Consider the following 24,650-nt stretch of genomic DNA (forward strand, 5'->3'; position numbering starts at 1 on the left):
CGGCAGACTTGAATGTGCGGCCCGGGGATTGAACCCGAAATCCGCGCAACGACGTCAGGCTAAAAAGCATCACTGAACAGCAGCCTGCTTCATTTCATTTTCTGATGCCGGACCGCCATCGTCTTCGGCAACGGTGACCGGTGCATCGTAATCCCCCTGATTCCAGCGCGACAGAACGTCGCCGACCGTCTGCGCAAGCGTATCGACCGAATCATCAGGAATATCGTTCGGGAACGGATCGGCCCCGATCGAGGCAAACAGGCGGCCATAGGATGCCTGCATGTCGGCATAGGCCATATCGCGTTGCAGATTGCTCAGCAACGCCCGGACATCGGCCCGGATCGCCTGCCCCTCGCCGACCGCATTGGCCGACTGGCTGGCATTGACGGTTTCCGATATCTGGTCCTGCACCGACGCGATCCGGTCGGTCAGTTCATAATCGCGCTTGGCAAAGGCAAACCGCAGCTGCGCGATATTGACCTGACTGATCACCGCCATGCTCAGCGCAAGACGCCGCACTTCCGAAAGTTCGATCTGGCTATCGGCAAGGCGCATGTTTGCCGGTGCCTTGAACAACTGCATCAGGTTCCACGAAAGATCAAGCGACCCTTCATACCAGTCGGAATTGACCTTGTAGCTGTCCGTGGTGTGATTGATCCCGGCACTGAAATTAAGCCCCGGCACCATCTGCAGGATGGCGATCTTTGCGTCCTGCTGATTGATCCGCAACTGATAGGCTTCCGAACGCAGTTCCGAACGGTTTTTCAACGCCTCCAGCTCAAGTTCCTCGGCACTCATCGAAAGAACCGGCATTGAACCGGTTTCCGGTTCAACCGCGGCCGCAACCGTGAAGTCGCTATCAGGATGAATGTTCATCAGAACGGCAAGTTCGGTGCGGGCTTCCACCAGTTGACGCTGACGGGTTTCAAGTTCACGCAGGGTCAACAGAAGATCTTCCTGATAGGTCAGCGCATCAAGCGGCGCACCAACCCGTTCACGCACCTGCGTTTCGGAACGCGAAAGTGCCGTACGAACCTTTTCCAGGACCGGTTTGAACTGCACCAGCGCCCGTTCGGCTGCGGCTGCGCGCCAATAGGCACTGCGCGTATCATTGATCACGTTATGGATCACCTGACGACGGCGTTCCTTGACGATAAGCGCCATGTCCGCCTGCTGATGAGCGCGCATATAGCCAATGGCAAAATCCAGAACATTCCAGCTTACCGTCAGGTCGCTATCGCGGACTTTCTTGTCCGAACTGGTGGATGTCGAGGTTTTGCTCTCGTTATAGGTCGAGTCTGACCGGCTGCGCTGTGTCCAGCCGGAACTGGCAACCACGTCGGGCAGAAGATTGACATTGGCAACGTCAAGCTGCCCCATCGCGACGGCTTCTTCCATCAGCTTGAGCCGATGATCAAGGTTGTATTTAAGCGCACGCGCTATCGCTTCCTCAAGCGTCAGCGGCCCGGTGATCTTTTCCTGCTTTTCAAACAGGCGCTTGAGATCATTTTCAACCCGCGCATTATTTTCCGAAACCGTCAACGGCTCCGGCGAAACCGCACAGGCCGATAATACTGCCGCCGCAGTCAGCGCGACCGCCACATTCCGCCATTTTCGGAAAGTTCCGGGAAACTTCAAAGCACGATAAACCAAGACGGTATTCCCCCAAGTAAATTCAAACTCCCGCATCTTTGCCCGACAGATACGCGGCTATCCGATGCGTCATCCGGGTCTGTTGCGATTCTGTCCAAAACCGCAACATCCCTCTATCCATCTCCATCCCGCCCGGGCTCTTCGAAACCGGTCGGGACATTCCCTCATTCCGGCAGTCAGACAGGGTCGACCGCCGGAAAATCATTACTCAAGTCATCAAGCAAATCATCACGCCGGAATACGATACGTGCCCAGAACCTGGTCAAGCAGCATCGTTTCCATTTCGGCAGCATCGCCAAAGGCTGCCAGTTGCGCGCTGAAATCGTCAAGTGCAGCGGCAAGCTCTGCCTCACCGTTACCATCGATCATGGCCTGATCACCGCCACCCTCGCCAGTCGGGGTTTCACCGTCGCCACCTTCGCCACCTTCGCCCCCCGGAGCCTCGCCCCCGGTTGAGGGCGCGCCCAGAATACCGTCATTGCCAACAGGTGTTCCGGTTCCCGCTTCGCCACCGACACCGCCGCCAAATCCGCCGCCGAAGCCGCCGCTGCCCAAACCACCACCAAGGCCACCACCTAGTCCGCCGCCACCAAGGCCACCGCCAGAGCCACCGCCCAAGCCGCCGCTGCCAAATCCGCCACCGGTCAAAGCAGCACCACCGCCGTTACCTCCCAGTCCGGTGGTAACACCCAGCCCGCTTCCGGCCTGATTGACGCTAAGCCCTGCCGAAACCGGCGTGCCGGTATTGTCGATCGGGCTGGTACTGCCCAACTGGCCCGTCACGGTTGTCCGGATCGGGCCGCCGGAGTTGAACTGCCCGCCAGAACCACTGGCATTCGATCCGCCGCTAAGCGCATTGCTGACCGGCGTTCCCGCATCTCCGCCCGATCCCGGCGTTTGCAGGATCGGCGGGATCGTTACAACCGGTGCCGGTGGCGGCGCAGGCGGCGGCGCAGGCGGTGGTGGCGTTTCGGCCACCGGCTCGGTCACCCGTACCGTCACGGTGCTCACCGTGCTGGTGTTTCCGCTGATATCAGTCAACGTCACGCTGATCGTCCGGTTCCCAGCAGTCGGATTGCCCGAACTGTTCTCATAGGAAAGGGCGCGCACCAGTTCCTGAATATTTGTCAGATTTGCGTCGATATTAAAATTGATCTGCAGGGTATTGCCCGCGGCAATAGCATTTTCCAGGGTGCCAATGACAGTCCCGTTAACCCGAACATCCGTCCCGTCAATGCTCACAAGCCCGGTGGTATCAAGCGTCAGAATATCCTGGGCTGCGTTACCACCGCCGGTGATGCTAACCGTAAGGTTGCCGGCATTGTCCGCCTGGAAATCCGCATCCGATACGGTCGCATTCTGGCCGACATCAAGCTTGACCGTCTGGCCGGTTGTATAGGCAATGCTGTCGCCTGAAAGGCCGCCGATGGCCGGGCGGGCGGAAACATTGACCGTGACCGTATCGGTGTCGGTATCCGTGCCGTCCGATGTCAGGACGGTAATCGTTTGCGAACCGGTCGTGGCAGCTGTGTATCGCAGATTGGCCAGCGTCGCATTGACATCGGCAACACTGCCCGAAATCTCGATGGAATTGGTACCACCCCCGGTGATGCTCGCATTGCCCGTCGTGGTAAATGTCCCGTCACCATTCGGCACCGAGACTGTGGTGGTCACCGTCGCGCTATCGGTATCCGCAACCGAAATGCCGGTGATCGCCTTTGCCTCGCCACTCACGGCGGATTGCGCCCCCGGTACGGTATTGACCGGCGCATCATTGACGGCACCGACCGCAACCGTCGCCGCGATGGACGCACTTGCGGTGTCCGAACCACTGTTGGCCGTACCGCCGCTGTCGCTAATGCCGGTAAGGGTCACAACACGGTTCGATGTGCCGGGATTGTCACTGCTTGACGCATAGGTCATGCCATCGACCACGGTTTGCGCATCCGCCGCACTCAGGGTGCCGCCGGTAATCGTGATGGTCGCAACACCCCCGGTGACCGAAACGTTATAGGTCAGTCCGTTGGTGGCAGTGGACCCGGTTCCATTGACAAGCGAGATCGCCGTACCGTCAAATGTGATGCTGTCGCTGGCTTCGGCATTGGTCACCGTAAAGGTCATGCCCGAAATCGTCTGACCGCTTTCACCCGTGCTGATCGTGACACCAGAGAACAGATCAACCGCCGTCCCACCTTCGGTAAAGGTCGGAGTGCCACCGGTGGCCGAAACCGTCGGCGCATCATTCACACCCACCACATTGACCGTCACATCGGCCGGGGCGGAGGTAAAACCACCCGACGCATCGGTAACCGTCACCCGGACCGTCCGGGCCCCTGTCGTCGGATCATCCGTGCTGTTGTTGCTGTATTGAATGGCAGCCAGAAGGCTCGCAACCGCGGTCGGGGTGGCGGCGCTATTGAAACTGATCACCAGATTGTTGCCTGCGGCAATATTGTTGGCCAGCGTACCGATCACGGTGCCACCGACACTGACAGTCGAGCCCGCAGTTGAGCCGGAAAGCGTAATCGTGCCCCCGGTCGAAAGCCCCAGGATATCCTGCGCAGCATTGCCGCCGCCTGTGATACTGACGGTCAGATTGCCGCCATTGAAATCGGTATTGTCGCTATCGGCAACGGTCGCCGCCGTTCCGGCATCAATGGCAACCGCGCCGCCGCCTTCGGTATAGGTGACACTATCCCCATTCAGATTGCCGATCACCGGGGCAGAGACGATATCGACATTGCCGCCGCCAACCTGCGGATTGACCGTACCGTCATCGGCATTGATCGTAAAGGTTGCCGCATTATCGCCCGCCGCGTTCGATGCGCCGGTATACTGAATATTGGATGTGGTATCGAGCCATGTGTTGATATTGGCTGCCGTGCCCGTCAGCGTCAGCGTGCCGGTGCCCGAACCGCCCACCGTCACACTGCCCGACGAGGTCGCGGCAAATGTCCCGGCGGATGCCGCAATCGTCACTGTAAGACTGTCGCCGTCAATATCGGCAAAACTGACAGCAGACAGATCGAAATTGCTGGCCGTGTTCTCGGTCACCGTCACATCGGTCGGAATACCCGTTACCGTCGGCGCGTCATTGGTTCCGGTAATATCGATATTGCCACCGCCAACCTGCGGATTGACCGAACCATCATTGGCATTGATCGTGAAGGTTGCCGCATTATCACCCGCCGCGTTCGATGCGCCGGTATACTGAATATTGCTGGTGGTATCGAGCCATGTGTTGATATTGGCTGCCGTCCCCGTCAGTGTCAGCGTGCCGGTGCCAGAACCGCCCACCGTAACACTGCCCGACGAAGTCGCGGCAAACGTCCCGGCGGATGCCGCAATCGTCACCGTCAGACTGTCACCGTCAATGTCGGCAAAGGTAACGGCAGACAGATCGAAATTGCTGGCCGTATCCTCGGTCACCGTCACATCACTCGGAACACCGGTAACGGTCGGCGCATCGTTAGTGGCGGTAATGTCAATATTGCCATTGCTGACGGTGGAATCGGTCGTACCATCATTGGCAGTGACGGTAAACGTCGCGGCATTATCGCCCGATACGTTCAATGCACCGGTATATTGAATATTGCTGGTGGTATCGAGCCAGGTATTGATATTGGCTGCCGTGCCCGTCAGTGTCAGCGTGCCGGTACCCGAACCGCCCACCGTCACACTGCCCGACGAGGTTGCGGCAAATGTCCCGGCAGTAGCCGCAATTGTCACCGTCAGGTTTTCACCATCGACCTCGGCGAAGGTAACGGCAGACAGATCGAAATTGCTGGCTGTGTCTTCGGCAACCGTCACATCGGTTGGAACACCCGTTACCGTCGGCGCATCATCGACACCGGCAATATCGATATTGCCACCGCCAACCTGCGGATTGACCGTACCGTCATTGGCATTGATCGTGAAGGTTGCCGCATTATCACCCGCCGCGTTCGATGCGCCGGTATACTGAATATTGCTGGTGGTATCGAGCCACGTATTGATATTGGCTGCCGTGCCCGTCAGTGTCAGCGCGCCGGTACCAGAACCGCCCACCGTAACACTACCCGACGAAGTCGCGGCAAACGTCCCGGCGGATGCGGCAATCGTCACCGTCAGGCTGTCGCCGTCAATGTCGGCAAAACTGACAGCAGACAGATCGAAATCGCTGGCCGTATCCTCGGTCACCGTCACATCGGTCGGAACACCGGTAACGGTCGGCGCATCGTTGGTGGCGGTAATGTCAATATTGCCACTGCCGATCTGCGGGTTTGTCGTGCCGTCATTGGCATTGATCGTAAAGGTCGCGGCATTATCGCCCGATACGTTCGACGCGCCAGTATATCGGATATTGCTGGTGGTATCGAGATAGGTATTGATATCCGCTGCACTGCCTGCAAGCGTAATGGTCGTGCCGTTAACAAGGGTTGCTGTCACACCACTGCCAACACCCGAACCATCGACAGGGGTCGCAAACGTCCCCGCTGATACTGCAATCGTCACCGTCAGGTTATCGCCATCAACATCGGTAATCGTAACCGCCGACAGGTCAAAATCACTGGCGGTATCTTCTGTCACCGTCACATCGGTCGGAACACCAGATGCCGTCGGTGCATCATTGACAGGGGTTATGTTGATCGTAACCGTATCGGCAGTACCATCTGTCGTGCCGTCATTGGGGGTCACGGTCAGGGTTGCTGCGGTCGTATCGTTGCTGGCTGGTGTATAGGTGATATTGGAAGTAACATTCAGATAATTATTGAGGTTCAACGCCGATCCCTGAAGGGTCATGGAACCGCTACCTGAATTGGTAATCGTGATCCCCGTGCCAGCCGCACCGGCAATTGTCCCCCGGTCAACCGCAAGCGTCAGGGTGATGGTATCCCCCTCACCATCCGACACATTATATGCCGACAGGTCAATCGCGGTCGGGGTATCCTCGGTAACGGTAACATCTGCCGGTGTACCGCCCAGTTCCGGTGCGGTGTTGCTTGATGGTGCGGTAACATCGTTAAAGACGATATTGTCCAAATTTATGGCAAATTCACCACTGTGATCAGATGAAGTGATCGTGAGTGTGCTTATACCTGTAAAGTCGCTAAAATTAATCGTTGAAAACGTTGAGTCACTGGTCACATCTGTTGTTAGGACATCACCCTTGTCAGATGTAAACGTAAAGGACTGCGGCAGGTTATCTCTCATATTGAAGATATCAAGCGACGCAATATTAAATGTCTGATTGCCTGAAAGGCTGATTGTTATGCTCTTTTCCCATGCGGATGGTTGGCTGGAACCATCAACAGGTGTGGATGTATAACTGTAATAGCCTAAGTGTATATCCGTATCCTGACCATCGACGACAATGGTATATCCACCAGATGTTTGATGTACATTGCCCCCCACAACCGAAGCACCATCAAAATTAAATGTCACATTCGCCAGCACCCCGGCAAAATTGTTCATCGCCACCGATGAAAGCGGTGTGGTGGCTTCGATATCACCAGTAATGATTTCAAGGTCCCAGTCACCGCCAAGGTCCGCCGCCCCGGTCAGATCGTCGGATGCCGCAATATCCGCCCCCGTAAGGGTGGCAAGCGCATCAACAAAAGCCTGCCCCTCGCCACCTTCGCCAACAAGGCAGCCATAAAGCAGGATATCCCCCTGCTCGCCCAGGGCGGCGGATATGACCGACAGCGCATCGGCATAATCGGCAAGCGTATCTGTCGTCAGCGTATCCGTGCCGAGCTTGATCATCCCCGTATCGCCATGCGACAGGATATGGATGGCGTCAATGCCGGTTTGCCCCTCAAGCGCCTGTGCAAGCTGCGCAATACCGCCTTTCGTGCCGTCAAGAAGGATGGTTTCCGTGCCCGGTGCCAAATCGCTGATCAAATCCTGCCAACCGGCAACAGACGTATCGACCACCATGATGTCGCGGCGCGCGCCGGAATCGCCCCCGGTGGCTGCGGGGCTATCGGTGCCGCCATGTTCGCCCGCATCGTTGCCGCTCTCGGACGCGCCATCGTGGGCCTGCTCTGCCTCCGCATCTGCCTGCGCGTCACTGGCCGCATCCGCCGCCGTGGCCGCACCGGCCGCATCGAACATGAACCGGGGTTCAAGCGCCATCGGCGAAACAGAAGAAAAAGTCTCGGTTGACGGATTTTGTTTTGCCCGCCCTGTCGCGACGTTCCCTGTGGTGACATTCATGGCAGAGCCCCCTTGATACGCAGTCATGCCCAAATTCGAGCAGTATTTAAGCCCGCAACATAGTATACCAAGATATAGTATCAGTACTCGACCAATTGCAAGTCATAGTTGCGCTACTTTATTTGCAACCTCTATCGAAAGACGCCGGTTGCATAAAGTTCTAATTACCGGATGTCAGAAATTGCCAGAATTGGATAATTTCCGTGCCAGATCCGCCGGGTTCACCCCGGCCTTTGTCGGGACAATCACGCTGGCGGCACTACCGCTGGTATCTTTCCAGAAATCCATATTTTCGAACTTGTGAAAAAGGTCCGGCGGCAGGATGGTTTTGCGCGCTTTGAACTCAACCTTGGGCCGGACACGATGCAGGCCCTCAACGCCCAGCGCCTCGTCAAACTTCGGCGCATCGTAATCGACATTGTCGAAATCGTGGCCATCATACCAGGGCTCGTCGATGAATTTGTATATCAGACGCAGGGTCTTTTCCGGCGACTTGGCCAGAATTTCATAATCAACCACCAGAAGATCCCCGGCCTGTTCGCCATAGAACGCCTCTTTAAGCGCTGTCCACGGATAACCGACCAGCCGGTTGTGCCGTGCCAAGCTTTCCATGCGCGAATAGACCGTGGCACGCTCGCTGTCATTGCCAAAAAGACGGGTGTTTTCATAAGGGTTGCGACGAAACAGTCGTTCCAGACTATCAAGTATCCAGGGAACATCCCGCACGCAGGCAATGACTTTGCCCCCCGGAAACAGATCGGAAATCAGCGGCATTTTCGCAGACCATGACCGGTTGGTATCGAAAAAAACCTCTCGGTCACTGGTGATCCGGCAAAAGGTTTCGGCAACACTGCGCAGGATTTCGGGTCTCTGCTCCGGTGCCATCAAAAGCGAAACCTCATGGCCCGAGCTCATGATATCAAGATTGGCATTGATCAATGGTGCCAGCGCACTCGACATCGCTGCATGAAACCGCGGATTCTGACGCAACAGGGCCGCCAGCAAGGTGGAACCGGATCGCGGAAGACCGGAAATAAAATGAAACTTTTCTGGTGTCATGAAGTCTCCCCCCAACAGGATCATTGATGATCATTGTGGATCAGTAAATGGCTGAAATCATATACTTGCCCATAGCATGGCTTTACATGACCGGCACAGTCGTTTTCACAAAAAAAGCCTGCACCCGTCATCATTTAAAGTAAAAGGTCGGCTGCAATAAATAGTTGATGTGCAGCATGAAATCTGATCCTGTAATAGTGGATATCCTATACGAGTGCATAGATTTCGCAATGCCGGTGTGGGACCGGTATTTCGCTACATTTGGGGAGACGATCATGAAAACGAAAATCTCGGCCTGCCTTGCGGCCGGGCTGGCGGTCATTGCCACAATGACGATACAACCCGACGAAGCCAAAGCCTGCAACGCAGAAGGCTATATCGGGAGCATATGCTGGACGGCCAACAATTTCTGTCCATACGGTTATGTCCGCGCAAACGGGGCAACCTATTCGGTCCATGAGTATCAGGCGCTTGCCGTCGTTTACCAGAACACCTATGGCGGGTCGTGGCAGCAAGGTACTTTTGCAGTCCCGAATCTGATGGGGCGCGAACCGGTGGGCACCGGCACGGGACCGGGGCTGACAACAAAAGAGGCCGGTTATCCTGTGAATGGGACTGAAGCCAGCCTCATTCCACCTCTGGCGCACAATCACGGCGTTGCCCTTTCCGCCGATTCCGGTATCAGCGTTGCGGTACAGACCCAGGGCGGAACCGAAAGAACGCCGGGCGGGAATGTACCTGCGGCACCGCTGGCACCAACGGCGCAAATGTATGCCAGCAGCACCAATGTCGCGATGGCCGATGGCAGTGTTTCGGCCAATATCGCCGGACAGGCCGTTGTCAGCGGAACAACGCCCTCATCACATCAGCCCCAGCCCATACCGGTACTTGGGCCGCAGCTTGTGATGACCGCCTGCGTGAATTATTACGGGAATTTCCCGGTCAATCCGAACTGAACCGGTTACGGTTTTGCAATCTCATATCAATGATCCTGCCCCGGGAGGGATAGATGTTCCGCTTGAACAAACGCGTCACAATTGCGGCCACGATGGCCACCATAGCGGCATTTTCGATGCCGGAAACCGCAAAGGCATCCTGCAGCAGCGAGCCCATGATAGGCGGCATATGCTGGATGGCGACGAATTTTTGCCCGGAGCAGTACTTGCCTGCCGACGGGCGTGTCTTGCCGATCCGCAGCTATCAGGCACTTTATTCACTGATCCAGACCACCTATGGCGGCAACCAGACGACCGAGTTCCAGCTTCCTGATTTGCGGGGGCGCTCGGTAATAGCCGAAGGCTATTATTACAACGGTTCTGTTCAACGTGGTCAGAAACGCGGTGCATCAACCAGCACCATGAACGCCACCAATCTGATGTCGCATGATCACGTAATTGACCCGTCCACCTTTGTCCTTTCGGGGACGGTAAAAGCAAACAATACCGCACCGGATGCCAACAGCCCGGCAGGGCGCTATCCGGCGCTGGTGACACCGCCCATACTCGACGTCTATGGCAATGCCGGGCCTGCCGTCGATATGAAAAGCGGCATTGTTTCAGGCAGCCTGCAAGGCCAATCAGGCAATACGACTGAGGCAGGAAATGGTTCCCCGATAAATGTTACGGCTCCGCGACTTGGCCTCACGGCCTGTATCGCGGTTACGGGATACTATCCGCCACGGGACTAGGACCGTCTTTGCCCTGTATCGACAATCGGCATGACCGGTTGTCCGGAAAGGAAACAGAAATGAAAAATTTTGCAAGACTGGCATGCCGGACAGGCATTTTTGCGGCATTGGCCACAATGACGACCTTGGGCTCGATACAATCATCTCGTGCGTCAGAATGCACACCGGACGGATATATCGGATCGGTATGCTGGACGGCTGTACGCTATTGCCCGGAAAATCATTTGCCCGCCGATGGACGGATATTACCGGTAAACGGAAACGAGCAACTGTATGCCCTGATCGGAACGACATTTGGTGGATCGGCGGTTCAATTCAATTTACCCGATCTGCGCGGCCGGACCATCGCAGGCACCGGCAACAGCCCGGATGCCAACGTCAATCCGGTGGCACTTGGTCAGATGCATGGCGCAGAAGCCGCAACCGTCACCGCTGCCAACCTGCCCCCTCATACCCATAGCTGGCAGTTTGGCACCGCACAGGTCACCGGAACCCTGCACGCCAAGGGGGCATTGGGAAGTACCGAAAACCCGGCTGGGGCAATGTTTGCGGAAAGAATAAATGGTGGTCCTCAGCCGTCAAGGACGCCGGTATATGCAACCTCGGCCAACGATACGTTGCATCCGGATTCAGTAACCCTGACCAGCAATCCGGCGACCAGCAGGACGAAGAATAATACCGGATATGATAACGTGAAAATCGCCTTGAGCCCGGCGCAACAACCCTTGCTGGCATGCATTGTGGTGCAGGGGATTTTTCCCGTAAATCCAAACTGAATGACGCGGATCTCCCGGATGACAAAGCTTATCCGGGAGCTTCCTAGGCCTCAGGTGAACAGGCCGATAACCAGCACAACCGGGTTATCGGCCCCTATCTGCCGGTACGCCAGCAGGTGGTTTTTACCTGACCTACTCACCGGACCGATAGTCTGGTCGGTCAACGCCCCCGGCACCCGGCACTCGACCTTCGGGCTCAGGCCTCTCCCCGCCAGAACCATGTCAGCGCAATCCGTGCCAACGACAGCCCACGACAGCCGATGACAGCCGATGACCGATGCGACGGCGGCGCTCTCCCCCCAAACCGGATTTCCGGCAACCGGTGAAGCCCAGACGCACCTCGGGCGTCTGCCGTCCTCCCCAGATGACGGCCTTCGGGTCCACGACCCGCTCCGGTCACTCCCGGCCACGGCGGCACTTCCGGTAACCGATGAAGCCCGGACGCACCTCGGCCGTCTGCCGACCTCGCCAGATGACGACCTTCGGGCCCACGCCCCGCTCCGGTCACTCCCTGCCACGACGGCACTTCCGGCAACCGATGAAGCCCGGACGCACCTCGGGCGTCTGCCATCCTCGCCAACTGACGGCCTTCGGGTCCACGCCCCGCTCCGGTCACTCCCGGCCATCGCAGCATTTCCGGCAACCGATGAAGCCCGGACGCACCTCGGGCGCAAGGCCCCCACCTGTCCACCAACGACGGGTCTTGGCCCGCTGCTGCCATTGCTGCCACTCCCGGCAGTTTCACCTTATCCCTTCCCCAAAAGACGCACCTCTCCCGTCATGACAAATGATCGGGTTAGCCCTCTTAGTTCTCTCACTCCTCCGGCAGAATGCCGCCGTGATGGCTCCGCCATCCGCCAGTCAATATCCTGCGGAATGCCCCGCCGCCCTGCCCGTGCCTATGTCCGCGTCTTTGCCGCTGCATCCTGATATCCTCTTTCATCCGGCCCCAAACGCAAAAACCCGCAAGGCACAAGGCCTCGCGGGTTTCGGTCCGGGTGCTTTTCTCCCGTTGACTTGTCTCTTATGCCACAAACAAAAGAACAAATCAAGAACTTTTTTTTGAAAAAAGCACATAGATATGTTAAATCGGGTTTCGCAGCAGCAAAAGCGGCACGACAAGCAACGCTGAACAGGCAGCAAGATCACCTAAATCGGATGTACTATATTTGCCTTCCTCATGCAGGACACTGATCGCCCCGATTGACTTGCCCATCGCAACCACCGGGACACTGAGGCAGGCAGAACAGCCCAGACTTTTAATCAGTTCATGATCTGGGAACGCCTCGCGCATGGCCGTTTCGTTTTTTCCGAACCATGGTGTCTGATCGCGCAGAACGGTTTGCCCCCACTGTGTCGGTCCCATCTTCTTTTTTGCCGATGTCGGATATTTTTCCGGATTATTTGACCAGACGCGACGGCACATATCGTCGCCATTATCCCAGGCAAAGAACGTCATCAGACGGGGTTTAAACCGGCAATCATAAAGATCGGCTATCGCATCAAGTGATGCTTCGGGCTGGGCTTTCGCCGCATATGCCCCCGCCAGTCGAACAAGATCAATATCAGTCATAAAGAGTACTCGGCAACCAAAGGGCAATTTCAGGAAACCAGACAAGCAGGGCAATCGCGCCAAGCATCAGCAGGAAGAACGGGAACGCATATCTTGCCACCCGGCCAACAGACTGCCCTGTCAGGCTTTGCAGAATAAACAGATTGAAGCCAACGGGCGGTGTGATCTGGCCCAGCTCAACCGTCACAATCAGAAAAATGCCGAACCATACCGGATCAATCCCGGCCTGCATCGCCAGCGGCAATGTGATCGGCAAACTCATGACGATGATCGAAACACCATCAAGAAAAAGCCCGAGCACAAGATAGAACAGCGTCAGAACCACAATCAGCATCGAAGGGGACAACTGCCATTCACCGATAGTGCGCGCAATTTCACTTGGAATATGCAGATAGCCCATCGCGGTCGACAGAAAGGCTGCTGCAATCAGGATCGAACAGATCATTGCACTGCTGACCACGGCCCCAAGCAGGGTCCGCACCAACATCGCAACCGAAAACTGGCGCAGGCAGATGGTAATCACAATCGCACCGAACACGCCAACAGCTGCGGCTTCCGATGGGGTCGCAATCCCGGAATAGATTGCCCCCAGTACAATCACCATCAGGGTGATAATCGGCAGCAGATCGATAATCGCCCCAATCAATTCCAAAGGCTTGAACCGTGCCTCTGCCTTTGGGGCAATGCCAGGTTTCAGCACGGCACGAAAGGCAATATAGCCAGAAAAGAGCGCAGCAATCATGATGCCTGGCAGAACACCGGCAGCAAACAGACGGCTGATCGAAACCTCGGCCAGGATGCCATAGACGATCATCACGATTGACGGAGGGATCAGCAATCCGAAGCTGCCAGCCCCGGCAAGCGAGCCCAGCGATAAAGATTGATCATAGCCGCGACGCGAAAGTTCCGTTGTGGTGATTTTACCCACCGTGGCCGCCGTGGCAGCACTTGAGCCGCTAACTGCGGCAAACATGGTACAGCCCAGTACATTTGTATGAAGCAATCTTCCCGGCAACCAGTTCACAAATGGTGTCAGACCCCGAAATATCCGATCGGAAATATCGGTCCGGAAAATGATCTCCCCCATCCAGATGAACATCGGAATGGCGGCCAATTCCCAGGTCGTGGAGTATCGATAGACGATATTGGCAGCAATGGTACCGATGCGCGATATATCCATACCGGCAAGTAGGGCAAGTGACAAACCACTCACCGCCAGAAGCCCGACAAATATCCAGACCCCGAGCCCAAGGAACAAGAAAATCAGTGCAAGAACCAATCCCGCAGCAAGAAGTGCATCCATGATAAAACCCGTTTTTTTTAATTACAGTTTCAGCGCGCGAAACGACATGATTTCAAAGCGTTTCGGCATCTGATGCACGATCGGGGATTGCGATGAATTGTCTGATCAGAAGCGCGATCAACTGAAGAAACAGCAAACAGAGCCCGGCAAGAATGATCCCCTGAGGTATCCACATGGGCATTTCGGCAATACTGCTGCTGACGGTATTTCGGGCCCAGTCGCGCTCAACCCGGACCCACATGAAAGAAATCAGAAGCCAGGTCACACCAAGACCGACGACGCAGCTCAAAGCTTCAAGAAACTTGCGATGCCTGCCTGACACATGCCCAAGGAGCAATTCGACGCGAATGATGCTTCCCTCGCCCAACGCATAGGGCAACGCCAGAAAGGTTGCCGTTGCAACGCCATAACCAACCATTTCATCCATGATAAAGGTCGAACTGTCGAAAACCGTTCGCAGAACAATCTCAAAAAGAATGAACAATACCATTGCCACCAAGGTTATGGCGGCCAGGGCAGCTCCCAGCTTGGACAGGCTTTCGATGAATTTGACGACAGATTTCATGATACTATTCGCGTTGAGCGTACCGGGCACAGCATCACCATGCCCGATACCGGTTCAAAGATATCGAGCCCTACTGTGCAAGCAGCTCGTGATAGGTGTCCAACAGGGTCTGGGCATCGTCGCCCACGCGTTCTTTCCACTGCTCAACTTCCGGGGCGGCAGAAGATTTCAGCAGCGACAAAAGATCGGCCGAAACGTTGGTTGTAACGGTTACACCATTTTCGGCAAGCTTGGCGTAGTTGGCTTTAACCCGGGAATCCAGAGCCTCCCAACCGAATGTTTCCGCCTTTTTTGCGGCATCAAGAACAGCTTTCTGACCTTCTTCACCAAGATCATCAAAGGCATCGCGGTTCATGTGCGTGACCTGAAGCGGAAGCGCATAGTTTACTTCGGTAAAATCGGACAAATATTCCCAGAACTGCGACCCGGCACCGCCGTCAGCCGAGGTCAGAACAGCATCGATGCCATTGGTCGTCAGCTGCGGAACGATGTCGCCCCAGCTTAGCTGAACCGGTGACGCACCAGCATTCTGGAGGGTCTTGGTACCGGGGGTGTCATAGGTCCGAATTTTCAGACCTTTAAGTGCGTCGGGTTTATCAATTGGCTTGTTGGCCCAAAAACCAGAAGCCGGCCAAGGTGCGGCATAGAGGAAAACCTGATTGTCCTCTTCGAGCGCCTTTTCATAGAAGGGCCGGGTTGCTTCATAAAGTTTGCGGGTATCTTCAATCGAGGTCGCAATGAATGGCAGCGACGAAACCAGGAAGATTGGGTTGATCCCTGACCATGCGCCCGAGAAGGATGAAGCAAGCTGTACCGCACCATCCCCGACAGCGTCATAGTGATCGACCGATTTATAGCCCAATGCACCACCATGATGGACTGTGACACTTATGTCGCCATTGGTTTCTTCGCCAAGCGTTTTGGCAAAAAAATCTGCCGTCTGGGCGTGAATGGAGCTTACCGGATATTCGCTCGACATATCCAGGCTGGTTTCGGCATGAGCGCCGGTAACGCCGATCCCGAGTACGACCGCAAGGACCGGAAGGGTAACGTTCTTCATTGCACTTTCCTTTTTTTGAAATTCGGTGATCTTCGAACCGGACTTACAGGGAACCTGTATTTTTAAAAATGCGGCCACCCTTCATGATCAGCGGCATATGCACGCCCTGACGGGTCAGCAAGGACAGGTCGTCGAGCGGATTTCCGTCAACGACAATAATGTCGGCAAATGCGCCCGGCGCGATCACACCGATTTCACCCTCCTTGCGCAACACCTTTGCGGCATCAATGGTAGCAGACCGGATGACATCCTTTGCAGGCAGGTAACGACCGCGCAGCAGGAATTCCTCGGACTGGTGGTCATGCATCTCGCCCAGAAGGTCTGAACCATACCCCATGACGACACCCGCCTTATGCAGATGGGTCAGGCATTCAAGACCAGCACCACGAACGTCTTCGATTTTGGCAACCGATTCCTCTGGCAAGCCAAACCGGGCACCTTCACGCGCCAGCAAGTCATAGGTGATATTTGTCGGGATCACGACGGCCCCCGCTTCGCGGATCAGCTTGGCCGTTTCGGGCTTCATCAGATTGGCATGTTCAATGGATTCAACACCGCACTCAAGCGCACGGCGAATGGCCTCGTCGGTATAGAGATGCCCCGAAACATAAAGCTGTGCATTCTTGGCTTCTTCAACCGCGGCCTTAAGTTCCTCGGTTGAGAAGGCCAAAATTGCAATCGGGTCGGTCGGAGAAGAAACACCACCATTTGCCATCACTTTAATGAAATCGGCCCCTCCCTTGATCTGTTCGCGCGCCGCACGGCGGACTTCATCAACGCCGTTCACGACCACGCCAAGCGAACCGATCTGATCTCTGTAATAGTCAACAGACCGCAGACTGTGGCGTCCGCGATAGTCGGTATGACCACCGGTCTGCGACAGGGCCTTGCCACAAATCACGAGACGCGGCGCAGGCAGACCATCCTGCTCAACCGCTTCGACCAAACCGTAATCAGCCCCCCCCAGATCGCGCACGGTCGTAAAACCGCGCATCAACATGCGTTCCATGATCTTTGCCGAACGCAGCGCAACCAAAGAGTTCGGAAGGTCCGCGTTTTTGCCAAGATTTGTAGTGGTTGCGATGACATGCACATGGCAGTCGATCAAGCCTGGCATCACAGTCTTGCCACGCACATCCATAACTTCTGCATCCGGCGATGTGGCGTCGGCCGATACTTCACAAATGCGATCATTTTCAATCAGGATGTTGAGCGGCTCAGTCGGTTCGGCAATCGAGCCATCAACAATACGGGCATTTTTAATCAGTTTTAAAGTCATGATCTTTCTTCTCTGGTGGAGCAAGCGGAGATATCGATACCCAATCCGTTGGCAAACATCTGACGAAGCAGTTGGCGCCAAAAGGACAGGAGTTCATCGAAATATTCGGTATCTTTGCGGACAATGGTCTGTGCCACCATGCCGCGAAACAGGCACATTGTTGCGTTCAGGACGACTTCTGCCTGTCTTGGATCAGCATGGTATCGGCGCGAAATAATGGCCCAAATTTCGTTGAGAGAGCTGTGAAAGCCTTGAACAACCGGTATGAGGCGCGTTTTGAAAAGCGCGTTGTGGCGCATTTCCGGTAGCCATTCCAAAGTTACATAAAACAGGCCATCCGCCATCAAACGCCACAGATAATCAATAATCTCATCAACAGAAATATCCTTGTCTGCGTTCTGTTCAACATATCGGCGCGTGGTTTCGATGGCTTCCTTGAGCTGATATTCGACCGCCGCAACAACAACGTCTTCCTTCGTGGCGTAGTGATGGGTCAAAGCGCCACGCGAGACATCGGCCTCTTTTGCAATTGCCGGGGTCGTCAATCGCGAATAGCCCTGCCACTGCAAAAGCCGAACCGTCGCCTCCATAATGCGTCGACGGGTTTCTGCACTTTTTTCAACTTGTGTGCGGGCTGTCCGACCAGTCATCTCGCCATCCTGTTTCAGTATTGATCCTCAGGCCGTTGATGTAACAGATACATATAAAAACAGTATAGACTGTTTGTTTTATATTATGTGCACATTCCTGATGGAAGCCGTCCCAATCTCTAAAATATTTCCATCTCCCAGTTCATCGATACGCCAAAGTCGGCAACCAGAGAGACAAAATCGGGAACAACATCAGGATCAAAAGGGTAAGGAAATCCATGGCGATAAACCATCCGACACCCCGGAATACCTCGGGCAACGTTACAAGGTTCCCCAAAGCACCTTTGATCATATAGACGTTCAAGCCAACTGGCGGAGTTACCAACCCGATCTCCAGAAGCTTGATCAGGATGATCCCAAACCAAATCGGGTCCAGTCCGGCACTGCTTACCAGCGGTAAAATCAACGGCAGGGTCAGCAGCAGAAGCCCAATAGAGTCAATCAGCATCCCAAGCACGACATAGATGACTGTCACGGCAAGGAATATCCACCACGGTTCAGAACTGACACTGAGGATCGAGTCCGAGAAAGCGGCCGGAAGTCCACTTAATGCAAGAAAGCGCGTAAAGAACACAGACCCGATAAGAATGACAAAAATGCCCGTTGCGGCAACAATGGTATCGCGTAGGGAATTCTTGATCGCGTGCCACGTCAATGTTCCGCGAACGGCCGCAATGACAGCCGCGACCGACGCCCCGATTGCACCTGCCTCGGTCGGCGAAAATACGCCGGAAAATATTCCCCCAAGCACCGAGAAAATAAGAACAGGCAGCGGCCAAATCGTTTTCAGGGCAGCGCGTTTTTCTTCTTTCGTCGGGTTTATAACAACATTACCGGCAAGAGATGGCTTGAGCTTCACCCGCGCCATGATCATGCCCATGTAGACAAGGGCCGAAAGCACCCCCGGAATGAACCCGGCCATGAAAAGCTGACCGACGGAAACCTTTGCATAAACGCCATAAAGGATCAAAAGGACACTTGGCGGGATAAGAGACCCCAGCGTTCCGGATGCTGCAATCGTACCGGTTGCAAGCCCCTTGTCATAATTGTTCCGCAGCATTTCCGGTACTGCGATGCGTGACATTGCAGATGCCGTCGCAACACTTGATCCCGCGGCCGCCGCAAAGAAGGCACATGCCCCGACACTTGCAATCGCAAGCCCACCGGGCAACTTTGCCAGATACAGCCGCAGCGCTTCAAACAACCCTTTGGTCATGTTGGTTGAGGAGCAAATAAACCCCATAAGCAGAAACATCGGCGCCGCCGTCAGTTCCCACTGACCGACATATTCGAACGGCGTTGCAGAAATCATACCCAAGGCGACGTTCACATTAAACATCGCCGCGATACCGCCGATCGAGACAAGACCAAGACTGATCCCGATTGGCACACGCAAAGCAATCATCGCGAGCGCAATAAGGGTCCCAATGATACCGATATCAAGATTACTCATTACTTCCCTCTTACAACGCGCGCCAGCGGGTTAAGGACTTCATCAGATTGCACAGCACCGCCAAAACACATCCGACAAAACCGATTGGCAGCGCCCATCGGCTCGGCCAGACGTAAAAGAGAAAGTTGGACATGATGGTTTCCGAGGACTTGGTCGCGCGAATGGCATCAAGCGTGCTCTGCCAGGCAAGAAGTCCAAAAAATGCAAGCCCCGCCAAACAAGCCAGAACATAAAGAAAGACCTGCGCAGACCTTGGCATTTGCTGAACAAACAAGTCGACACGGATGTGCTGGTTTTGAAGCTCGACATATCCGAACGCAAGAAAGATCGCGCAGACCATGTAATAGTAGGAAACGACTTCGAGTGTTCCGGTTATGCCGTAATCCGAAATTGTCCGAAGCAAAACGTCGGCGGTCACATGAATCATCATGAGAACGACAAACACTGCAGACACCACAAGAAATGCGGTGTTAAGCCAAGATACAGCCCGGTAAAGAAAGTTGGACTGAACTGCGCCAGAACCTGAAATATCTTGATCAGGATTAAAGGACATGAATACCGCTCCGCTTCGTGCCGGAATTACATTTCAGGCTTGGCCGACGCTCCGGGAGACAAGGGACACACTGTCGTAGTGCCAGGTGCAAAGAGCGTCGGCCAAAGGCAAATGCCGCATCCTGATGGATCGGGCAAATAGGCCTATTTTATGCCGTAGGAAGCTGGATCGAGATCGCCATAGATTTCCTTGGCCGCAATCGCCGCGAGGGCATCGACATTACTGCGATCTGCATGTTCCAGCAGTCCCTCCCATTTTGCATAGGTGAACCGGAAATCGTCGATCAGATCCGCACCGTTAGCGACACCATATTTTTGTTCGGCAATCGTATAAATCTCGCCCAACACCTTCTCGCGGAATTCTTCGACCGACGCCATCAGCTCGGGGGATGGCTGACTGACTTCATTACCCTTCGCTTTTGCCTCTTCAAGTGCCGCTTCCGAGCGCGCAATGTAATTCACGGCCATGTTTGCCATGCTATAAGCAGTTGCATCCATAAGCTGCTTGCGTTGTGCTGAGGTCAGATCTGCCCAGAAACCGGCGTTAAAGCCCCATTCTGGACCAGTCCAATACATCCCGGTCGGCAGTTCGGTGGTATAAGGTGCAACTTCCCACAGAGAGCGGTCAATCAGGTCATTGGCGGCATTACTTGCGCAATCAAGTGTACCCCGTTCAAGGCCGGTATACATTTCACTTGATGGAACGTTTACGGGAATACCCCCAACTTCCTCGACCCATTTTGAGACACTCGATCCGGCAGTGCGGATACGCTTGCCCTTTATGTCTTCAAGGGTGCGAACCGGCTTGCTGCAAAAAAGGATATAAGGGGGCGTTGCATAGGCACCAAGATAAACAATGCCATTATCAGCCCATTCCTTAAGCTGAACTGCGTTGTGCATGCTGAAATCTGCAGCGGCAAAGATCGCTGTCAATGGATCAGAATAGTTAAAACCAAGTTCCTGAATGGCATTTGCCACAGGCAGCTCTGAAGGCGTATAAACCGCCGCGATGTTCGCGACATTGGCAATATTATCGCGCGCCCCCTGAAGGCTTGCGCGCGGCGCCAAAAGAACAGATCCGGTATAAACTTCAGGTGACAGATCGCCGCCCGAAATCTCGCGAACCTTTTCCGCCCATTCGACATAGCCGAATTTGCTGAGTGGATGTTCTGCATCATAAAACGAGTTGGCAATGAAGCTGGTTTCCGCATGTGCGGTGAAAGCGCCACCTGCTGCAAAAACAGCGGCAATTGCCGGAAGGATCAATTTTTTACCAAGCATCTAGGTCTCCATGTTCAGATCGTGACGGCCACTCTGGTCTGACGTGTCTTGCTACCGATTGCCGGATTAAGTCCGTTCGGCTTTGTTCTTGATAAAAACATACAGACTAGTCTGCTTGTAAATGTCAATATTTATAAATGGACTTGTGGGATCAAACCCGGTTGAAATAAGTTATGACGCAACAACGAAAGCAGGAGCGTTACGCCTTATGGCATTGAAAAATCAGGCATCAGAGCTCTCTGACGCGACAGAAAAAAAAAGTTCACCCCGGAAACGTCGCACACAGGCAGAACGATCAAGTGATACGCGAAAACGCGTATGCCAAGCGACCCTCCAGGCTCTCATCGAGATCGGGTACGAGCGAATCTCGACTCAGGAAATTGCCACTCGGGCAAAGGTATCTCGCGGGGCGCTAACCCATCAGTTCCCCACCCGCAACGAGCTGATTGTTGCGGCCTTTGATTATCTGATGCGTTCATGGGAAAACGACTGGCCTTTTGATGACGCCCAAAACCGCCCGAGCATGAAAACCGACGAACTTATCGACGTTCTGTGGGAAAAACTGTTCGAACCCGACAAATACATGGCGGCACTCGAACTGATGCTGGCAGCTCGCCTTGACGATGATTTAGGCCGCGACCTGCGCAACACCATGGCGCGATGGACCACCAAGCGCGACAATATCATTGCTGAAATACTCGGCGTTTCTCAGGATTGCGAACGCACGCGCACCTTCATCCAGATCAATCTCTGCATGCTACGCGGGCTTGCGGTCCATAAAAGCTTCGACAATGAGCCGGATGTTGCCAAAAGAATGCTAAATCAATGGAAGGAAATCCTGCGTCATCTCGCAGAATCCGGAAAATTCCCAAATGATGCTTCCTGATGCCCCCCCCCTGATGCAAAGTCACAACACTGACAATCCCAAGAAAAATCAAGAGTAAGACCAAGCGCGGAAAAAAGGTCACCCGAACCGTGAAAACCGATTTCTGCGAAAACAAAAACCATTTCACGGCCCGGGATGAAAGCTCAGATCAGGCGATATCCACCGGCAGGACATCCGCCGGGATGTTCTGATAGCAGACCGGACGCAGGAAGCGACGGATCGACAAGGTACCGACCGACGTCGCCCCGAAATTGGTCGATGCCGGGTATGGCCCGCCATGCACCATGGTGTCGCAAACCTCAACCCCGGTCGGGAAACCATTGGCCAGAATACGACCCGCCTTGCGTTCCAGGATCGGCAACAGCGAACGCGCATCTGCCGCATCCCCGCCATCCATATGGATCGTACAGGTCAGCTGACCTTCAAGCGCCCTGGCAATCGCCTGCATTTCGGCAATGTCCTTCACCCGGACAACAAGCCCAAGCGGCCCAAACACTTCCTCGCCCAGCACATGATTGGCCAGCCAGTTTTCACCGGTGGTCTCAAACAGATACGGCGTCGCATTGCGAAGATCACATGACGTGGTCAGGACTTCCTTGACGCCCGACGTCGCAGCAATACGTTTCGCCCCACTGCGATACGCATCAGCCATGCCATCGGTCAGCATGGTCTGTGCCGCCACATCGCCAAGGCCCGCCTTGGCGGTTGCGACAAACGCATCGGCATCCGGACCATCAAGGACAACCGCAATCCCCGGATTGGTACAGAACTGCCCTGCCCCCATGGTCAGCGACCCGACCCAGCCCCTGGCGAGTTCTTCGGTGCGCGCGCTCATGGCCTTCGGCAGCAGGAACATCGGGTTGACCGAGCCCAACTCGCCAAAGAACGGGATTGGCTCCGGACGCTGCGCGCACAGATCGAACAACGCACGACCACCGCCCAACGACCCGGTAAAGCCGACCGCCTTGATCAGCGGATGCTGCACAAGGCTCTGGCCAACATCACGTTTGCCACCCTGGATCAGGCTGAACACGCCCGGATGAATGCCGCATGCCTTGACCGCAACATCAATCGCCTGGGCCACAATCTCCCCCGTGCCCGGATGGGCCGAATGGCCCTTGACCACGACCGGGCAACCGGCTGCAAGGGCGGCCGCGGTATCACCACCGGCGACCGAGAAGGCCAGCGGGAAGTTCGACGCACCAAACACCGCCACCGGGCCAATCGGGCGCTGCATCAGACGCAGGTCCGGACGCGGCAGGGGTGCACGATCCGGAAGCGCTTCGTCATGACGGCGATCAAGATAATCACCGGCAAGGATATGGCTGGCAAACAGGCGAAGCTGGCCAACGGTACGGCCACGTTCCCCATTCAGGCGCGCTTCCGGCAGGCCGGTTTCCTGGGTACCGATTTCGGTGATTTCCGCACCACGGACGTCGATTTCATCGGCGATCCTATTCAGGAACTTCGCCCGTTCTTCGCGGGTGGAATAGCCATAGGACCAGAATGCGTCTTCGGCGGCCCTGGCAGCCTGATCGACCATGGCCGGGGTGCCGACCGGGAAAGTATTGGCCGGGCCATGGGCTGGTTCGGACTGGAAGGTCTGCTCGCCTGCGACCCACTGGCCGGCAATCAGATGTTTTCCTGTCAGTATATAGGACATCAAATTCTCCGTTTGCTTGATCAGATCACGCGGACGTTAACCGGCTCTTCTGGCTGGACCGCAAGGCGGTTGCGCAACGGGCGCCCGAAAGGCTTTGCCTCGATTTCGAATTCATCCCCGTCGCGGGTTTGAATGCCATCGGCAAAACTGAGCGTCGCCGTTCCAAAGAAATGCAGATGGATGTCCCCGGGGCGCCGGAAAAGATCATATTTGAAATGGTGATATTCCAGATTGTCGATGGAATGAGACATGTTCTCTTCCCCACTGACAAACGGCTTCTCCCACAGAATGCCACCGTCACGATATACACGTGAAACCCCTTCGACATGCCCCGGCAGGTCACCAAGCAATAATTCAGGCCCAATGGCACAGGCACGAAGCTTGGAATGAGCAAGATACAGATAGTTCTGCCGCTCCATCACATGATCGGAAAATTCATTCCCGATCACAAAACCGATGCGCACCGGAAAGCCATCAGGATCATTGATATAGACCCCGGCAATTTCCGGCTCCTCGCTGCCATCAAGGGCAAAAGACGGACTTGGGATATCATCGCCAGGTGCCGCAATGATCGAACCATCGCCTTTGTAAAACCATTCGGGCTGAATTCCCTTTTCACCCGAAGGCGGCTTTCCACCCTCAAGCCCCATTCGGAACATCTTCATTGAGTCTGTTTCATCTGCGGCCTTACTGGCGGCCTGATGCATATTTGCCCGTGCCGATGCCGATCCCAAATGGGTCAAACCGGTTCCCGTCACCAGAAGATGCGCAGGATCGGGATGATCAATCGGCGACAGCAACCGCCCTGCAGATGTAATCACATCATAGCTTTCGCGGGCCTCATCGAAGCGGCATTCCACCGCTTCGATCATGGTCATGCCCCGGTCGATGGCAATTGCTGCCAGATCGCGAACCGTGTCTACCCCGGCCAACGGGGCGACTTTGTCACCATCAACAACGCCAACCCGGCGCTTGCCGTTTTCGGCAATGAATTGAACCAAACGCATGATCA

19 protein-coding genes are annotated in these 24,650 nt (G+C 55.3%); 5 read left to right on the forward strand and 14 right to left on the reverse strand.

Features of this window, described 5'->3' with window-relative positions:
• Positions 1 to 69: 69 nt before the first annotated feature.
• The 3 genes from P8T57_RS00995 to P8T57_RS01005 all read right to left on the reverse strand — a co-directional run bounded on the left by P8T57_RS00995 (position 70) and on the right by P8T57_RS01005 (position 8,910).
• The gene (locus P8T57_RS00995; protein ID WP_341364323.1) at positions 70 to 1,653 is read right to left on the reverse strand and encodes a TolC family protein; all 1,584 of its coding nucleotides are present in this window, start codon (positions 1,651 to 1,653) and stop codon (positions 70 to 72) included.
• Positions 1,654 to 1,881: 228 nt separating this feature from the next.
• Complete coding sequence (locus P8T57_RS01000; RefSeq protein WP_341364324.1) at positions 1,882 to 7,851, reverse strand: DUF4347 domain-containing protein; 5,970 nt, start codon at positions 7,849 to 7,851, stop codon at positions 1,882 to 1,884.
• Between the two features lie 174 nt (positions 7,852 to 8,025).
• Positions 8,026 to 8,910, reverse strand: a complete 885-nt coding sequence (locus P8T57_RS01005; protein ID WP_341364325.1) for a sulfotransferase — start codon at positions 8,908 to 8,910, stop codon at positions 8,026 to 8,028.
• Positions 8,911 to 9,185: 275 nt separating this feature from the next.
• On the opposite strand from P8T57_RS01005, the gene P8T57_RS01010 reads away from it, so the two are divergent.
• From P8T57_RS01010 to P8T57_RS01025, 4 genes are all read left to right on the forward strand, one after another.
• A complete protein-coding gene (locus tag P8T57_RS01010) occupies positions 9,186 to 9,866 on the forward strand; it encodes a phage tail protein (RefSeq protein ID WP_341364326.1) in 681 nt (226 codons plus the stop codon).
• Between the two features lie 53 nt (positions 9,867 to 9,919).
• Positions 9,920 to 10,597, forward strand: coding sequence for a tail fiber protein (locus P8T57_RS01015; RefSeq protein ID WP_341364327.1), 678 nt, complete (start codon positions 9,920 to 9,922; stop codon positions 10,595 to 10,597).
• 59 nt (positions 10,598 to 10,656) lie between these two features.
• Complete coding sequence (locus P8T57_RS01020) at positions 10,657 to 11,373, forward strand: tail fiber protein (protein ID WP_341364328.1); 717 nt, start codon at positions 10,657 to 10,659, stop codon at positions 11,371 to 11,373.
• A gap of 270 nt (positions 11,374 to 11,643) precedes the next feature.
• On the forward strand, positions 11,644 to 12,303 hold the full coding sequence (locus tag P8T57_RS01025; protein WP_341364329.1) for a hypothetical protein: 660 nt from the start codon (positions 11,644 to 11,646) through the stop codon (positions 12,301 to 12,303).
• A 154-nt stretch (positions 12,304 to 12,457) separates the two neighbouring features.
• Here P8T57_RS01025 and P8T57_RS01030 read toward each other — a convergent pair whose 3' ends face one another.
• From P8T57_RS01030 to P8T57_RS01070, 9 genes are all read right to left on the reverse strand, one after another.
• Positions 12,458 to 12,946, reverse strand: a complete 489-nt coding sequence (locus P8T57_RS01030; protein WP_063093978.1) for a GAF domain-containing protein — start codon at positions 12,944 to 12,946, stop codon at positions 12,458 to 12,460.
• The gene (locus P8T57_RS01035) at positions 12,939 to 14,249 is read right to left on the reverse strand and encodes a TRAP transporter large permease subunit (RefSeq protein WP_037991768.1); all 1,311 of its coding nucleotides are present in this window, start codon (positions 14,247 to 14,249) and stop codon (positions 12,939 to 12,941) included. Before P8T57_RS01035 ends, P8T57_RS01030 begins: the two co-directional genes overlap by 8 nt.
• Positions 14,250 to 14,301: 52 nt before the next feature.
• Positions 14,302 to 14,814 (reverse strand): TRAP transporter small permease, encoded by a 513-nt coding sequence (locus P8T57_RS01040; protein ID WP_051682364.1) that lies wholly within the window; start codon positions 14,812 to 14,814, stop codon positions 14,302 to 14,304.
• Positions 14,815 to 14,884: 70 nt separating this feature from the next.
• Entirely contained in the window at positions 14,885 to 15,874 is a 990-nt protein-coding gene (locus tag P8T57_RS01045; RefSeq protein ID WP_341364330.1) for a TRAP transporter substrate-binding protein, read from the reverse strand.
• Between the two features lie 43 nt (positions 15,875 to 15,917).
• The gene (locus tag P8T57_RS01050) at positions 15,918 to 17,153 is read right to left on the reverse strand and encodes an amidohydrolase family protein (protein WP_037991771.1); all 1,236 of its coding nucleotides are present in this window, start codon (positions 17,151 to 17,153) and stop codon (positions 15,918 to 15,920) included.
• Positions 17,150 to 17,803, reverse strand: a complete 654-nt coding sequence (locus P8T57_RS01055; RefSeq protein ID WP_051682365.1) for a TetR/AcrR family transcriptional regulator — start codon at positions 17,801 to 17,803, stop codon at positions 17,150 to 17,152. The genes P8T57_RS01050 and P8T57_RS01055 overlap by 4 nt, the downstream gene beginning before the upstream one ends.
• Before the next feature lie 142 nt (positions 17,804 to 17,945).
• A complete protein-coding gene (locus tag P8T57_RS01060) occupies positions 17,946 to 19,256 on the reverse strand; it encodes a TRAP transporter large permease subunit (protein ID WP_341364331.1) in 1,311 nt (436 codons plus the stop codon).
• Between the two features lie 10 nt (positions 19,257 to 19,266).
• Positions 19,267 to 19,809, reverse strand: a complete 543-nt coding sequence (locus P8T57_RS01065; RefSeq protein ID WP_082822673.1) for a TRAP transporter small permease — start codon at positions 19,807 to 19,809, stop codon at positions 19,267 to 19,269.
• Between the two features lie 143 nt (positions 19,810 to 19,952).
• Positions 19,953 to 21,089, reverse strand: coding sequence for a C4-dicarboxylate TRAP transporter substrate-binding protein (locus tag P8T57_RS01070; RefSeq protein ID WP_037991774.1), 1,137 nt, complete (start codon positions 21,087 to 21,089; stop codon positions 19,953 to 19,955).
• A gap of 208 nt (positions 21,090 to 21,297) precedes the next feature.
• On the opposite strand from P8T57_RS01070, the gene P8T57_RS01075 reads away from it, so the two are divergent.
• Entirely contained in the window at positions 21,298 to 21,975 is a 678-nt protein-coding gene (locus P8T57_RS01075) for a TetR/AcrR family transcriptional regulator (RefSeq protein ID WP_051682366.1), read from the forward strand.
• 148 nt (positions 21,976 to 22,123) lie between these two features.
• On the opposite strand, the gene P8T57_RS01080 is transcribed toward P8T57_RS01075, so the two are convergent.
• Positions 22,124 to 23,638: an aldehyde dehydrogenase (NADP(+)) gene (locus tag P8T57_RS01080; protein ID WP_341364332.1), complete on the reverse strand. Its 1,515-nt coding sequence runs from the start codon at positions 23,636 to 23,638 to the stop codon at positions 22,124 to 22,126.
• Between the two features lie 20 nt (positions 23,639 to 23,658).
• Positions 23,659 to 24,645, reverse strand: a complete 987-nt coding sequence (araD1, locus tag P8T57_RS01085; protein ID WP_341364333.1) for an AraD1 family protein — start codon at positions 24,643 to 24,645, stop codon at positions 23,659 to 23,661.
• Positions 24,646 to 24,650 lie beyond the last annotated feature (5 nt).

Source organism: Thalassospira sp. SN3W, from assembly GCF_038070535.1.
Classification (GTDB): Bacteria; Pseudomonadota; Alphaproteobacteria; order Rhodospirillales; family Thalassospiraceae; genus Thalassospira; species Thalassospira xiamenensis.

What these genes read in the sequence shown, in the direction of transcription:
- P8T57_RS01000 (WP_341364324.1), bottom strand. Translation starts at nt 7,851, where the DNA reads ATGAATGTCACCACAGGGAACGTCGCGACAGGGCGGGCAAAACAAAAT.
- P8T57_RS01005 (WP_341364325.1), bottom strand. Translation starts at nt 8,910, where the DNA reads ATGACACCAGAAAAGTTTCATTTTATTTCCGGTCTTCCGCGATCCGGT.
- P8T57_RS01010 (WP_341364326.1), top strand. Translation starts at nt 9,186, where the DNA reads ATGAAAACGAAAATCTCGGCCTGCCTTGCGGCCGGGCTGGCGGTCATT.
- P8T57_RS01015 (WP_341364327.1), top strand. Translation starts at nt 9,920, where the DNA reads ATGTTCCGCTTGAACAAACGCGTCACAATTGCGGCCACGATGGCCACC.
- P8T57_RS01020 (WP_341364328.1), top strand. Translation starts at nt 10,657, where the DNA reads ATGAAAAATTTTGCAAGACTGGCATGCCGGACAGGCATTTTTGCGGCA.
- P8T57_RS01025 (WP_341364329.1), top strand. Translation starts at nt 11,644, where the DNA reads ATGACCGATGCGACGGCGGCGCTCTCCCCCCAAACCGGATTTCCGGCA.
- P8T57_RS01030 (WP_063093978.1), bottom strand. Translation starts at nt 12,946, where the DNA reads ATGACTGATATTGATCTTGTTCGACTGGCGGGGGCATATGCGGCGAAA.
- P8T57_RS01035 (WP_037991768.1), bottom strand. Translation starts at nt 14,249, where the DNA reads ATGGATGCACTTCTTGCTGCGGGATTGGTTCTTGCACTGATTTTCTTG.
- P8T57_RS01040 (WP_051682364.1), bottom strand. Translation starts at nt 14,814, where the DNA reads ATGAAATCTGTCGTCAAATTCATCGAAAGCCTGTCCAAGCTGGGAGCT.
- P8T57_RS01045 (WP_341364330.1), bottom strand. Translation starts at nt 15,874, where the DNA reads ATGAAGAACGTTACCCTTCCGGTCCTTGCGGTCGTACTCGGGATCGGC.
- P8T57_RS01050 (WP_037991771.1), bottom strand. Translation starts at nt 17,153, where the DNA reads ATGACTTTAAAACTGATTAAAAATGCCCGTATTGTTGATGGCTCGATT.
- P8T57_RS01055 (WP_051682365.1), bottom strand. Translation starts at nt 17,803, where the DNA reads ATGACTGGTCGGACAGCCCGCACACAAGTTGAAAAAAGTGCAGAAACC.
- P8T57_RS01060 (WP_341364331.1), bottom strand. Translation starts at nt 19,256, where the DNA reads ATGAGTAATCTTGATATCGGTATCATTGGGACCCTTATTGCGCTCGCG.
- P8T57_RS01065 (WP_082822673.1), bottom strand. Translation starts at nt 19,809, where the DNA reads ATGTCCTTTAATCCTGATCAAGATATTTCAGGTTCTGGCGCAGTTCAG.
- P8T57_RS01070 (WP_037991774.1), bottom strand. Translation starts at nt 21,089, where the DNA reads ATGCTTGGTAAAAAATTGATCCTTCCGGCAATTGCCGCTGTTTTTGCA.
- P8T57_RS01075 (WP_051682366.1), top strand. Translation starts at nt 21,298, where the DNA reads ATGGCATTGAAAAATCAGGCATCAGAGCTCTCTGACGCGACAGAAAAA.
- P8T57_RS01080 (WP_341364332.1), bottom strand. Translation starts at nt 23,638, where the DNA reads ATGTCCTATATACTGACAGGAAAACATCTGATTGCCGGCCAGTGGGTC.
- araD1 (WP_341364333.1), bottom strand. Translation starts at nt 24,645, where the DNA reads ATGCGTTTGGTTCAATTCATTGCCGAAAACGGCAAGCGCCGGGTTGGC.